Annotated in this window: 12 protein-coding genes, 2 tRNA genes and 1 pseudogene; 9 read left to right on the top strand and 6 right to left on the bottom strand. The window is 40.8% G+C overall.

All coding sequences use genetic code 11. The annotated features are described in order from the left end of the window. Nucleotides 1–10: 10 nt before the first annotated feature. The gene (locus tag C2M25_RS08455) at nt 11–1,393 is read right to left on the bottom strand and encodes an amidohydrolase (protein ID WP_063704983.1); all 1,383 of its coding nucleotides are present in this window, start codon (nt 1,391–1,393) and stop codon (nt 11–13) included. Nucleotides 1,394–1,504: 111 nt separating this feature from the next. Next, nucleotides 1,505–2,290 carry a hypothetical protein gene (locus tag C2M25_RS08460; protein ID WP_105180884.1) on the bottom strand — a complete coding sequence of 262 codons (786 nt, stop codon included), beginning with the start codon at nt 2,288–2,290 and terminating at the stop codon, nt 1,505–1,507. Between the two features lie 357 nt (nt 2,291–2,647). Between C2M25_RS08460 and C2M25_RS08465 the strand changes: the two genes are divergently transcribed. Continuing rightward, nucleotides 2,648–3,010 carry a DUF3718 domain-containing protein gene (locus tag C2M25_RS08465; RefSeq protein WP_105180885.1) on the top strand — a complete coding sequence of 121 codons (363 nt, stop codon included), beginning with the start codon at nt 2,648–2,650 and terminating at the stop codon, nt 3,008–3,010. 46 nt (nt 3,011–3,056) lie between these two features. On the opposite strand, the gene C2M25_RS08470 is transcribed toward C2M25_RS08465, so the two are convergent. Next, nucleotides 3,057–3,752, bottom strand: a complete 696-nt coding sequence (locus C2M25_RS08470) for a hypothetical protein (protein ID WP_063704977.1) — start codon at nt 3,750–3,752, stop codon at nt 3,057–3,059. 112 nt (nt 3,753–3,864) lie between these two features. On the opposite strand from C2M25_RS08470, the gene C2M25_RS08475 reads away from it, so the two are divergent. After that, the gene (locus C2M25_RS08475) at nt 3,865–4,725 is read left to right on the top strand and encodes a fructosamine kinase family protein (RefSeq protein ID WP_105180886.1); all 861 of its coding nucleotides are present in this window, start codon (nt 3,865–3,867) and stop codon (nt 4,723–4,725) included. Between the two features lie 228 nt (nt 4,726–4,953). Continuing rightward, nucleotides 4,954–5,156: pseudogene (locus C2M25_RS08480) on the top strand (CPXCG motif-containing cysteine-rich protein). Between the two features lie 18 nt (nt 5,157–5,174). Here the strand turns inward: C2M25_RS08480 and C2M25_RS08485 are convergent. Continuing rightward, complete coding sequence (locus tag C2M25_RS08485) at nt 5,175–5,801, bottom strand: riboflavin synthase subunit alpha (protein WP_105180887.1); 627 nt, start codon at nt 5,799–5,801, stop codon at nt 5,175–5,177. A 94-nt stretch (nt 5,802–5,895) separates the two neighbouring features. Between C2M25_RS08485 and C2M25_RS08490 the strand changes: the two genes are divergently transcribed. The 4 genes from C2M25_RS08490 to C2M25_RS08505 all read left to right on the top strand — a co-directional run bounded on the left by C2M25_RS08490 (nt 5,896) and on the right by C2M25_RS08505 (nt 8,714). Further along, nucleotides 5,896–7,254, top strand: a complete 1,359-nt coding sequence (locus C2M25_RS08490) for an MATE family efflux transporter (protein WP_105180888.1) — start codon at nt 5,896–5,898, stop codon at nt 7,252–7,254. Further along, nucleotides 7,229–8,248, top strand: coding sequence for a DUF3080 family protein (locus C2M25_RS08495; protein ID WP_105180889.1), 1,020 nt, complete (start codon nt 7,229–7,231; stop codon nt 8,246–8,248). The genes C2M25_RS08490 and C2M25_RS08495 overlap by 26 nt, the downstream gene beginning before the upstream one ends. Nucleotides 8,249–8,362: 114 nt before the next feature. Further along, a tRNA-Val gene (locus C2M25_RS08500) sits at nt 8,363–8,439 on the top strand. A 198-nt stretch (nt 8,440–8,637) separates the two neighbouring features. Continuing rightward, nucleotides 8,638–8,714 (top strand) — tRNA-Val (locus tag C2M25_RS08505). A 429-nt stretch (nt 8,715–9,143) separates the two neighbouring features. On the opposite strand, the gene C2M25_RS08510 is transcribed toward C2M25_RS08505, so the two are convergent. Together C2M25_RS08510 and fucP are read right to left on the bottom strand one after the other, a co-directional pair. Then, nucleotides 9,144–9,488, bottom strand: coding sequence for an L-rhamnose mutarotase (locus C2M25_RS08510; RefSeq protein ID WP_105180890.1), 345 nt, complete (start codon nt 9,486–9,488; stop codon nt 9,144–9,146). Nucleotides 9,489–9,500: 12 nt separating this feature from the next. Then, on the bottom strand, nt 9,501–10,898 hold the full coding sequence (gene fucP / locus C2M25_RS08515) for an L-fucose:H+ symporter permease (RefSeq protein WP_105180891.1): 1,398 nt from the start codon (nt 10,896–10,898) through the stop codon (nt 9,501–9,503). Between the two features lie 297 nt (nt 10,899–11,195). Between fucP and C2M25_RS08520 the strand changes: the two genes are divergently transcribed. Both C2M25_RS08520 and C2M25_RS08525 read left to right on the top strand, forming a co-directional pair. Next, nucleotides 11,196–11,495, top strand: a complete 300-nt coding sequence (locus C2M25_RS08520) for a UxaA family hydrolase (RefSeq protein WP_082874096.1) — start codon at nt 11,196–11,198, stop codon at nt 11,493–11,495. Nucleotide 11,496: 1 nt separating this feature from the next. Next, nucleotides 11,497–12,681 carry a UxaA family hydrolase gene (locus C2M25_RS08525; RefSeq protein ID WP_105180892.1) on the top strand — a complete coding sequence of 395 codons (1,185 nt, stop codon included), beginning with the start codon at nt 11,497–11,499 and terminating at the stop codon, nt 12,679–12,681. Nucleotides 12,682–12,688 lie beyond the last annotated feature (7 nt).

Genomic DNA, 12,688 nt, shown 5'->3' on the forward strand with positions numbered 1-12,688 from the left:
AATGTTACTCCTATTTTTGACCTAGCATGAAATCGCTTTGTGCTTGGTATTTATCATCGTTGCGATCATACACTTTGGCACCATCGATAAATACTTGTTCAGCTTTTGCATAAACACTGAATGGGTTTTGGTTCCAGATAACCACATCAGCTTGCTTACCAGCTTCAAGTGACCCTGTTTTATCATCAATACCCAGTGATTTAGCCGCGTTTGAAGTGATCCACTTAATTGCGTGTTGCTCAGAGATGTCGTAACCCACATCATTCGCGCGGTACATTACTTTACCGGCTTCTTGGTTTAGGCGTTGAATAGTTGTATCAGAATCTGAGTGAACAACAGCACATGAATTTTTAACTGCATCAACAATTGCTACGTTCTCTTGAACCATATCGTAGGCTTCCATTTTAAAGCCCCACCAATCTGGCCAAAGTGCCGCACAGTTACCGTTTTCAGCCAGTAAGTCAGCAATTTTGTATGCTTCAACACCGTGATGGAAAGTACCAGAGTGATAACCAAACTCTTTACCGAGATCGATCATCATGGCCATTTCTTCTGCTTTATAACAGTGGTTATGAATTAAAATGTCACCTTCTAACACACCCGCTAGCGTATCTAGCTTAATGTCACGATGAGGTGCTGCAGGGTTTTTACCAGCAGCATAGTCACTTTCGTATTTATCCCACTCGCGCTTGTACTCTGTTGCGTCAATCCACGCTGTGCGATAGCCCGCCATGTTACCCATACGCGTTGATGGTAAAACACCTTTACGACCATAAACACGTTTTGGGTTTTCACCACACGCCATTTTTAAACCATACGGTGCATCAGGGAATTTCATACCTTGCATCGTGTGCGATGGAATGTTTTTAAGCGTAACACCGCGGCCACCGATTAAGTTTGCTGAACCTGGTAGAATCTGTAACGACGTAATGCCGCCTTCACGAGCACGGTTAAAACCAGGGTCTTGTGGCCATACTGAATGCTCAACCCACACTTCTGCAGTCACTGGGCTAGTCATTTCGTTACCATCTTGGTGAGAGGCCACCGAAGGAGTTGGGTATGCACCTAAATGTGAGTGCACATCAATAATACCTGGTGTTACCCATTTACCTTGTGCATCAATAGTTTTGTCTGCTTGAACAGATAGGTCCTTACCTACTTGTTGTACTTTGCCATCAACAAAGAAAACATCTGCATCATCTAAGCGTTCACCTGTGCCTGTTAATACAGTAGCGTTGGTGATTAACGTACTTTGCGATGCAAGTGGCTTATAGGTGCTTGGGTATGGGTTTTTGTTAATTGAGACTTTTGGATCTTGTGGGCCATTGTCTTGGCAGCCCGCTAACGCGACACCAAGCGCCATAACCAACACGGATGGAGCAAATTTTTGCATTATGTTGTTTCTCCTTTTTATTATTCATTTACTTTAACTAAATGTTAATGTGAATGCGAACAAAAGAGGCCAGTCACCAATTTTCAAGATGAATAACCAGCCCGCAGCGCTCTATTTCTTTATGTAGTTGTTATATAGCTGCTCTAACGCACCTTCGGTAGTTAAACTCGGATCTTTGTTGATAAAATGTTTCACCGTGCGAGTTACAAAGTCTGAATTTTGTTTATGCTGCTTCGCAAAAATTTTAATCAGTGAATCAGCATCATTTGCTGCAGTTACTTTATCGTGTCGATGACGGTACTGGCTTAAAGCACGGTTAAAATCACCGTTATAATCTTCCACCACCAGTTTATAGAATTCTGTTCTATCGACTTGTAAATCATTAATGCAGTAGTTAAGCGCGTCTTTAAAGTCATAAAAAACTTTGCCTTGCACATCAAATTCGGTGCGCTTCTCACGAATAGTGACACTGGCATCTTCAGTTGCATAGCTATAACCTTGAAATGCAAGTCGCTCTGCCGCCTCTGCACCTAGCTTCATGCCGGCTTTAATACTGTGTACAAACTCATCGCTCATATCGTGAAGTTCACTTTCATGCCACATATGATAAATTCGCAGCGCTTTTGCATATTTTGCTGAAAGTTTCTTTTTAAGCTTTGTCACTCGCCCATCAATGGTTAGTACACGTTCGTTATGCAGTAATGCAAAGCACTCATAACAAGCAGGAATTGAAATATATTCGGCCTCTTCGCCCAAATCTATAATACTTTGCAGCATATGCAGTGGCGGACAAAAATCTCGCTCAGTTGCTTCACAACCACAATAAAAACATTGATTGAAGTGTTTTGATTCAGATGCATAGGCTTGTTGATAATAGCCTGCTAATTTTGTGGTCACTCATGCTCCTTATACTCTGAATGCCTTTTTAAGAAAAGCTAGAGTTAATACTTAAATGTAACAGCTACGTAAAAATTAAGCCTTTAATACGAGCCAAAACACGTTTTAAAAAAATAAATGAAAAAAAATTCAGCCTATTTGTGTCAAAATTCACACTTTAAAATAGCACTTATCAAGCGGTTAGTTTTACTTGTTCACATCTACATACTTACTTACATCTTGTCGATTTTCATTAACAGCAATTGTTCTTGTTTAGCGTAATACTTTAAATGTGCCCAGCAAACAGGAAGTGTGAAGTATCCATAAAAGCGAGGTCGCACATACTAAACGTAATACGGACAACAACTGGAGAGAAAGATGAATACGTTAACTACAGCACTAGGTACAGCATTAATTTTAGGTTCTTCATTAGCAGCAACTGATGCAACTGCAGCACAATTTGTCGCAGCAGATGACTCTGTAGGCACGCAAGCTTGCATGGCCATTGCTTCTAACAAACCATTAAACGTATCAAGCACAATGCGCGATCTACGCTTAAGCAAACGAGTAATGACAGAAAAACTACTTTGCAATGACATGACAACGGATAAGTTTGCAAGCACTTATGGTTTTCATAATTCTGCAAAATACCTAAATTTAGATACAGCTACAAAAACCAGTATCCAAGATATTGCTAAAGCATCTGATGACACTGTGATTGTAATTGCAGGTTCTAAATAATGATAAATTCGCTGTAGCAGGTTACAAAAGGCCTGCTACACATTTTTTATACAAGCGCAGCAATCAAGCCAAATAAGCCGCCAAACACCCCACCCCAAATCACTAACCAACCTAAATGTTCTTTGATCATGGTTTGAATAATATCTTTTACCATTGTTGGCGTAAGCTCATTCAAACGCTCATCAACTAAACGCTCAACTGTACCGTGTAATGAGCCACCAAGATGAGAGTTGGCAAATAGCTTTTCATCAAGAATGGTTTTAAATTCGTCGCTCTTCGAAATATCAATCACCGCCGCTTTCATTTTTTCAATAAAAGGCTCTCGCATTGGCTCGAGCGCATCACGGCCGCCAAACATCGACAGCATGCCACCAAATTGAGAGTTTTCGATAACCTCAATTAAAGAGTCATAAGCCGGACTTAAATTAACTTCACTGATCACAGGCTCTAAATCAATATTTGGCTTAGCGAGCGCCATGACCTGATCTATTTTCTCTTCGGCGAAGAACTCGGTCATTATCAGGTTACGAATAGCCACTTTAAAAGAGGCAAACTTTAGAGTGATAACCCCAGAGCCGTATAAAAATGGTACTTTTTCGAATAGCATGTGAATAGCAAGCCAGTTAGTTACTGCGCCCGATAACGCAAATAAACCAACAGAAAGCACAATTGCTTGTTCAAATAAAAATCCGACTAATACTAAGGCAAGCGCCACTAAATTAGTAATGAGACTTTTATTCATCTGACCCCTCATAAATACTTCGATAAACTTTAACAATATTAACGCTATGGGTTTGTTAATTCATCGTCTTTTTGCCATAGTTTAATTATATGGTTAAAAGGTGAACAAAATTATGTGGAATTCGGTGAATGAACAGATTAGCCAAGCGATGCATTTTGATTTTAAGCATACCTTTAAGCGCCAATTACAATCACCCAATAACGATAAATACTTCCAAATTGGCGATGATTTACACCACTTCTTTGTGAAAGTCGCTCATTTAAGCGATCTGGAGCGCTTGGAGTGTGAAGCCTCTAATCTAGAGCTGTTAACACAAGAAAGCCTATTTATGATCCCTGATTGCATCACCACAGGTTGCAATATTGAGTTTTCATTTATCGTGCTTGAATGGTTAGAACTTGATAAACAGCCCCATACTAATTGGCATGAAATGGGGGAACACCTTGCCCATTTACACCAAAAGCATACCCAAGCCATGTTCGGCTTAGATAACGATAATTTTCTTGGCCCTACTCTACAACCAAATCGCTGGCACAAAAAATGGGATGTCTTTTTTGCTGAAGAACGCATTGGTTGGCAATTGCAGTTATTACAAGAAAAAGGCATTGAGCTTGTCAATCAAGACACCTTCATCACTTTTGTAAAAGACGCACTACATAGCCATGTTGTAGAGCCTTCGTTATTACACGGAGATTTTTGGCGCCGAAATATGGGCTTTTATAATAATGTGCCCAGTGTGTTTGACCCTGCTTGTTATTATGGTGATCGGGAATGCGATATAGCAATGAGTGAGCTTTATGCACCACTCCCCGATAGCTTTTATGATGCCTATAACGATATCTACCCATTGCAGGTAGGTTATGAGCAACGTAGAGCTATCTATCAACTATATCCTATGCTCAATAATGCCAACATATTTGCTGGGCACTATCTTACTGAAGCAAAACAACAAATTGATCAGCTACTGAAATAAGCACGAAATCATTGTAAAAGGAATGTCACAAACCGCTAAACACAGCTATATTTAGCTTATAAAGCGTATTAATAAAGATGCTAACCGAATTGGTAGCACTACGCTTACATCTATTCGGTTAGTGAGTTATATCAATCTAATTAAATCTAGATTCATTTTTGATGAGTTAGGGTTTAATGAAGATTGCAATTTAACGAACTCAGGCATGCCTGATTAAGGTAAAAGCTGATGAAAGACCAATACACACAACGGATTTCATGCCCTCACTGTGGCCACCACATTCATGTAGCACTTGATGCAAGTGACGGTGACCAAGATTACTATGAAGATTGCGCAGCATGCTGTAACCCTATCCATTTGAATATGCATATCGATACGCACACAACAAACTCGAATTACATGTCGATAGTGACGACGAGCAAATTTTTTAATTTGCTCGTTTGATGTATTTATTTTGCTTGTTGCGAAAGATAATTTTCGACCGTGTTGATAATGGTATAAGTTTGCTGATCAACTTCGATATTTAACTTATCGCCTTCGCGGTAGTTATTTAGATTGGTAATAGAGAGTGTTTCTGGGATCAGGTGTAGCCAAAAGCCCTGCTCATCAACTTCACCTACAGTGAGGCTTGCCCCGTTAACGCTCACAAATCCCTTATACAAAACGTATTTTTGCCACTCTTTTGCTAATGCTAATTGCATTTTACAGTTGTCTTGATGGTGGTTAATTGAAAGTATTTCGGCCATACAATGAATGTGGCCCGATACGATATGCCCACCTAGTTCAGTACCAAAAGTCACTGAACGTTCAAAATTCACCGTGTCATTGACAACAAGCATACCTAAGTTGGTTAACTTTAATGTTTCATCTATCACATCAAAATTTATAACACAGTCACCTTCAGTGGTAGATGCAAACTTCACCACCGTTAAACAACAACCATTAATGGCTATGCTCGCGCCGATATTCAAGTTTTCAGCATATTGCTGCTCTACTTTTAAAGCTAGCCTTAGTACACCGCCTTGGTTTGTCGCATCAACGACAACGGCTTGCGTTTGCACAATTCCAGTGAACATCGCTTTCTCTTTTCTTTATTAAATAGATAACTGCGATTTTTATTGATCTATGAATAGATTACAATGGCTGTCTGTTTATTTAGTCGTGTAATTTATGTCTTTTTGTAGTTGGGAAGCCAAAAGGTTAATTTCGTTAGCCATTCCTGTTTATTTGGCACAGGTAACCCTTATTTTAATGACGGTTGTAGATACCGTGATGGCAGGCCAAGTAAGTGCAACAGACTTGGCAGCACTTTCTATTGCAACGGGTATTTGGAATCCGTTAATGCTTGCATTGCAAGGCATATTATTGGCGTTGACGGGTATCATAGCGCAGTTTGCTGGTTCAAACGATAAACAAGGTATTAGCCACTACTTTCAACAAGGTCTGTATCTGGCGTTAGTACTTGCCATAATCGGTTTAGGGCTGGCAAGCCTTGCTGATACTGTGCTTAGTCAATTAGACACCTCACAGTCTATTACCCACTTAGCTGAGCAATACATTCATTTTGTTAAATGGGGTATTTTTGGTTTTTTACTTTTCAGTGTGTATCGCAATATCACTGAAGGTATGGGAATGACCAAACCTGCTTTTTACATTAGCTTAATTGGCTTAGCGGTCAATATTCCAGCCAACTACGTATTTATACATGGTAAATTAGGTTTTCAAGCCTACGGTGGCGCGGGCTGTGGTATTGCCACCGCACTTGTATTTACTGCAATGGCGTTAACTCAGGTTATTTATTGCCACTTTAATAAAAAGATTGATGCCAAAGCATTATTAGCAAATTTCGAAGCGCCAAAGCCCGCTACTTTATGGACTATCACCAAAGTGGGTATTCCAATTTCATTAGCTACCTTTTTTGAAGTCACGCTATTTGCTTGTATTCCTTTGTTTATAGCGCACTTAGGTGCAGTTGCCGTTGCGGGTCACCAAATTGCGGCCAGTGTAACGACACTATTGTTTATGATGCCGTTGAGCCTCTCAATTGCCATTAGCATTCGAATAGGCAACTTATTTGGCCAACAACATTATCTGCAGTTAAAAAATGCCGTTAAAACGAGTTATATTCTCGCGGCAATTATTGCTTTTCTGCTGGCAAGTGTGACCTTTTTTGCTCGAGATATAATAAGCCAATTGTATTCTGACAACCCTGAAGTATTGGCGCTAGCTTCTTCAATCATGGTACTGGCTTGTATCTACCAGTTACCAGATGCCCTGCAAGTTTCAGCCAATGGTATTTTACGGGGATTAAAATACACGGCACCGATTGGTTATATCACCTTTGTATCGTATTGGTTGATCGGCTTTGCGCTTGGCTTCGTACTTGCTCGTACAGATTTAATTGTTCCAGCAATGGGCCCTCATGGCTTTTGGATAGGCATTATTGTGGGGTTAAGTGCCGCAGCAATTATGTTGATGTTCACGGTTCATAGGCGATTTAAACATGCACCTTTTTTGCAAAACCAATAGCCTTTTAAACTCTATCATCGCAACAGCGTGCGTGGCACTTATTGCCTGCACGCCCTCTTCGGGTGATGTAAATCACACCTACGCGCAACGATTAGAAAACGTGCTTAAAACTGAAAGTTTTAAACTATCTAAACCCAGTACACTAGCTGTTAACCACTTCACTGAAAATACTGAAGATAAAGCAACCATTGGCATGATCGAGCTTGCCCAATTACGTCAATGTAAACTTGCAACCCTTATTGCTGAGCACAATAACCAACTTGGCAAAACAGCAACGCCTGCTAATGTTCTTAGTTATCAAATTAAGTTTATTCAAAGTGCAAATGAGTGCTTAGAAAGCTTTGAAGAACAAGATGATCTATTTGAAAAAATAAAACTCACCGCAGGACAAAAGCAAGCAAACCTTGCTAACTACTTTAAAGCTATGCTGCTCAACGAAACCGAGTTTAAGCAAAGCTGGCAGCTAAGCTCGACACACATTGATGAAAACACCGCAGGTTTTAGCGAAACCGTGAGTGCGATGGAGCAAATTGCTAAGTTAAACAATCAAATTAATACCGGCAAAATAAACGCTATAGAGCCTGAGCAAATCATCAGCCAACTCGAAGTATTAAATCGTTTTAAATACAACAAGCTACTTATTTCTGCGGCTCGTGTGCAAACACATTACAATCAACAATTAACAGCGCTGCTCATGCAGTATTCAAAAGATGATCTCTGCCCTGCCAACAAGAATAAACAAAAAGCGCAAACGCTTAGCAATGTGTTTAAAAAGTTTTATTTAGAGCAACTACAGCCTTATCAATCATTCTTAGTGGGTAGATTAGAAACCCTACAACCTCTTTACCAGCAAATATGGCATGACACCGAAATGGCCCAGTTTGTAGATAGCGACAGTAATGACGCAATTTTACAAAGTCTTAAGCACTCTGCGAAAAGCCATGTTGCTTGGTGGCAAGGTTTTTACAGAACGTGCGAAATTAGTCCGTTATGAATAAAAAACCAGCACTTAGCACAAAAATAGCTAAAGCTGCTTGATTCACACAACCAGTCGCTATATATTAGCCTCCGTTGTTTAGCCACGCTAACAACAGTTTTAAATCAAAATACAACCGTAGCTCAGTTGGTTAGAGCACTACCTTGACATGGTAGGGGTCGGTGGTTCGAATCCACTCGGTTGTACCATGATTTAGGTATAACCAAAGGAAAGAGCACTACCACTCTTAATGGCCCGGTCCAAAGGTCGGTGGTTCGAATCCACTCGGTTGTACCATGATTTAGGTATAACCAAAGGAAAGAGCACTACCACTCTTAACGGCCCGGTCCAAAGGTCGGTGGTTCGAATCCACTCGGTTGTACCACTCTTGATTTTAACATCTCAGTACGACCGTAGCTCAGTTGGTTAGAGCACTACCTTGACATGGTAGGGGTCGGTGGTTCGAATCCACTCGGTCGTACCAATTCTAATTTTCTTAGTTTTAATTATTCTATATCTCAGTTTTTTAGAGCACTACCATTCTTAATGGCCCGGTACAAAGGTCTGTGGTTCGAATCCACTCGGTCGTACCAATTTCTTAATATTCCAAATTTAAAATATCTGTAGCTCAGTTGGTTAGAGCACTACCGCTCTCTATGACCCACGCCGAAATCGGTGGTTCGAATCCACTCGGTCGTACCAATTATTAATGTTCCAAATTTAAAATATCTGTAGCTCAGTTGGTTAGATCACTACCGCTCTCTATGACCCACGCCAAAATCAGTGGTTCGAACCCACTCGGTCTACCCTAGCTCCTAACACCTAGCACCTAGTACCTAGTACCTAACACCTAGCACCTAACCCCTTGAAACTTGTAACTTGAAACTAGCCCCTCGAAACTTATATTCGGAAACTAACCCACCTGTTCCCCTAGCGAAAATATCCTCTCTACTAACTGCCACTTACTTTGTTGATTATTGCTTCCCACGTTCTGAAACTGCTCCATTAGGCGCTCCCATTGTTGCACCTTTGGGTTCATTGCATCTTGTTTTGCTTTTTCTGTAAAGCTAAATGAATCATCGGTTTGCAGTATCATGATAAGGGTTGTGCCAACACGATGAATCGCCATGTCTGTAATTCCTGAATCGCGAATAGCACTTATGACTTCAGGCCAAACTTGCTTAGGGCTATGGTATTGCTCGTAGGTAGCTATAAGCTCTGGGTCGTTTTTTAGCTCTAATGTAAGGCAGTACTGCATCCGACTCTCCTTTTATTGTTTATGAATAAATACAACACGATACGCAAAAATCGTAATTGCAACAAAACACAGCATAGGTAATAAAAATGACGCTTGTTCAGCACTTAAAAAGGCAATGGGGTTCGCATCAATAATCATCCCTTGTAATGGTGGCATTAATGCCCCGCCAGCCATTGCCATTACCAGCCCCGCAGAGGCAATACTGGCATCTGCTTTTAAGCCATTTAGCGCAATGCCATAAATAGTTGGAAACATTAAAGACATACAGGCAGAGGTGGCGACCAAAGAGTAGAGCCCTACTTCACCGCCGATAAAAACCACCAAACACATCAAGCTCGCACCGGCTATTGCAAACCACATTAATAACAACCCCGCTTTAAACCAATTAAGTAGGTAGGTGCATAAAAATCGGCTCGCAAGAAAAAAGCGCATAGCAATAATATTAAAATGCTGCGCCTCGGCTGCACTTAGCCCTACTTCAGCCATGCCGTAGTGAATAATGAAGGTCCAACACATAATTTGAGCACCCACATAAAACACCTGTGCTACTACCCCTTCACGATAGGGTTTGTTGTTTATGAGCTTTATAAATAAAGGCTTTAATGCTTGATCGCGTTTATCTGATGCCATGAGCTGTGTATTCGGCAACCGATAAAACAAATAAACAAACAATAAACAGATCACAACCAATGCAATTGCCACATACGGAGTGCGAATAGTCACTAAATCAGCGCTTTGCATGAGTTGGTGTTGTACAGGATTGGTTACAGCAAACTGCTGTAGTGCATCGGTTAATTTACCATCGACAACCGAAGGTAGCATTTGCGCATACTCGGGATGTGCTGCTTTTTCTTCTGCGCGAAACTTTGCAACATGAAGATTATTTAAAATCAGGTTTGAGGCCACAAACATGCCAAGTAAAGAGCCTAATGGGTTAAATGCTTGCGCTAAATTAAGTCGTTTGGTTGCAGTTTGTGGGCTACCCATTGATAAAATATACGGGTTTGCCGTTGTCTCTAACAGCGCTAAACCACAGGTCAAGATACATAATGCCGCAAGAAAATAGTTAAACTCGCCATACATACTTGCTGGAATAAACAATAAAGCCCCAACAGAATAAAGACCAAGCCCTAAAACGATGCCGTATTTATAACTAAAGCGTCGAATAAACAACGCAGCAGGAATTGCCATCACTCCATAGCCTAAATAAAACGCAAATTGCACCAAGCTGCTTTGTGTGTTTGAGATCAAGAAAATATCTTTAAATGCTTTAACTAAAGGGTTGGTTATATCGTTTGCAAAACCCCAAAGCGGAAATAGTGCCGCAACCAAAATAAAAGGGATCAGCATGTCATTTGATACGACGCGGTCCTTGTTACGTTTCGTGTGTGTTCTTTTGTGTGTGTTCATAAACAAGCCTGTTGTTTTAATACAAGGCTCACTGATTACTCGCTATGCCATGTAAAATCGATTCAAACAATGTCAAACCAGTTTATATAGACACACATATTTCATGTAGAAAATCACCATCAGCCAGAGTGATTTTTGTACAAATGATTAAACATAAAACATCGCTACAGCCAAAATTTCATATACAAAAACCTGTTTAAAATACGCGCTAAACGCGTTGACTCACTTCATACCCAAACATATTTTACAAAGAAATTCATTTTTCAAATCGTTGCAGATTAACAACGTGAGATGGCTATGGCTGAGAATAAATTTGTACAGTTACACCCACACGATAATGTCATTGTTTGCTGCCAATCGGCGCAAAAAGGCGAACAAATTAACATTGCAAATCAGGTAATAACACTCGATTCAAGTGTCACCATCGGACACAAAATTGCCTGCCAAGATATTGCTGCTGGTGAGCAGATTTTAAAGTATGGGGCTTCAATTGGCTCTGCGACTGAAGCAATAAAAACGGGCCAACATGTTCATCTTCACAATATGAAAAGTGACTACATTGCCAGTCACACTCGCCATTCTGTAACGGGAGAATAATATGCGCGGCTATTTAAGAAACGATGGTTCAAAAGGCATTCGAAATAGCCTAGTTGTGGTTTATTTGGTTGAGTGCGCACACCATGTGGCACGCTCTATCGTCAATAAGATGGATCATCCAGATGTGCAACTAATCGGTTTTCCGGGCTGCTACCCAAATAACTATGCCCTGGCGATGATGAAAAACATTTGCACCCACCCTAATGTGGGCGGTGTTTTATTAGTATCACTAGGCTGTGAAGGTTTTAATCGTGAGTACTTGAGCGATGCGATTGCTGAGTCTGGTCGCCCAGTCAATACCCTAGTGATCCAACAAAATGGCGGCACCAAAAACACCATTGCCAAAGGCATTACCCAAAGCCAAATCATGCTTGAGCAACTTGCTCAATGCCCAATTGAGTACATGCATCTCGATGAGCTTGTCATTGGTACTATTTGCGGTGGCTCTGATGGTACCAGTGGCATAAGCGCAAACCCGGCAGTTGGTAAATGTTTTGACCGATTAATTAGCGCGGATGCAACCTGCATTTTTGAAGAAACCGGTGAACTTGTCGGTTGTGAGCAAATCATGGCTCATCGAGCCGAAAGTCCTGAATTAGCCAAGCAACTTATTAATTGTGTTGTCAAAGCAGAAAATTACTACACCAAAATGGGCTATGGCAGTTTTGCCCCAGGCAATGCGGAAGGCGGTTTAACAACTCAAGAAGAAAAATCAATGGGCGCCTATGCCAAGTCTGGCGCATCGCAAATAAACGGCATTATCAAACCAGGAGAAAAGCCAAATAAAAAAGGCTTGTTCTTAATGGATGTGGTTCCCGATGGCGAACCTATGTTTGGTTTTCCGAATATTTCAGACAACCAAGAAATTGTCGAAATGATAGCCTCAGGAGCTCATATCACCTTATTTACCACAGGCCGCGGCTCTGTTGTTGGTTCTGCCATTTCACCGGTTATTAAAATCTGCGCCAACCCAGAAACCTATGCAAATCTCAGTGATGATATGGATATAAATGCCGGCGCTGTTATTGAAGGCAGTAAAACTGTTAAACAAGTGGGTGATGAGATTTTTGAGTTGATTGTTCGAGTTGGCAATGGTGAACAAACCAAATCAGAGCAAATGGGACATCAAGAGTTTTTATTAACGTATAAAACCTTCGATAGCATTGGGCCTGCGTGCTTGAAATAAAGCTGAG

Source organism: Pseudoalteromonas sp. T1lg21 (assembly GCF_002964625.1).
GTDB lineage: Bacteria > Pseudomonadota > Gammaproteobacteria > Enterobacterales > Alteromonadaceae > Pseudoalteromonas > Pseudoalteromonas gelatinilytica.

Bases quoted from the DNA above. Each gene is read 5' to 3' on its own strand.
- C2M25_RS08475 (WP_105180886.1), top strand. From the start codon at position 3,865: ATGTGGAATTCGGTGAATGAACAGATTAGCCAAGCGATGCATTTTGAT.
- C2M25_RS08490 (WP_105180888.1), top strand. From the start codon at position 5,896: ATGTCTTTTTGTAGTTGGGAAGCCAAAAGGTTAATTTCGTTAGCCATT.
- C2M25_RS08470 (WP_063704977.1), bottom strand. From the start codon at position 3,752: ATGAATAAAAGTCTCATTACTAATTTAGTGGCGCTTGCCTTAGTATTA.
- C2M25_RS08520 (WP_082874096.1), top strand. From the start codon at position 11,196: ATGGCTGAGAATAAATTTGTACAGTTACACCCACACGATAATGTCATT.
- C2M25_RS08485 (WP_105180887.1), bottom strand. From the start codon at position 5,801: ATGTTCACTGGAATTGTGCAAACGCAAGCCGTTGTCGTTGATGCGACA.
- C2M25_RS08525 (WP_105180892.1), top strand. From the start codon at position 11,497: ATGCGCGGCTATTTAAGAAACGATGGTTCAAAAGGCATTCGAAATAGC.
- C2M25_RS08465 (WP_105180885.1), top strand. From the start codon at position 2,648: ATGAATACGTTAACTACAGCACTAGGTACAGCATTAATTTTAGGTTCT.
- fucP (WP_105180891.1), bottom strand. From the start codon at position 10,898: ATGAACACACACAAAAGAACACACACGAAACGTAACAAGGACCGCGTC.
- C2M25_RS08510 (WP_105180890.1), bottom strand. From the start codon at position 9,488: ATGCAGTACTGCCTTACATTAGAGCTAAAAAACGACCCAGAGCTTATA.
- C2M25_RS08455 (WP_063704983.1), bottom strand. From the start codon at position 1,393: ATGCAAAAATTTGCTCCATCCGTGTTGGTTATGGCGCTTGGTGTCGCG.
- C2M25_RS08495 (WP_105180889.1), top strand. From the start codon at position 7,229: ATGCACCTTTTTTGCAAAACCAATAGCCTTTTAAACTCTATCATCGCA.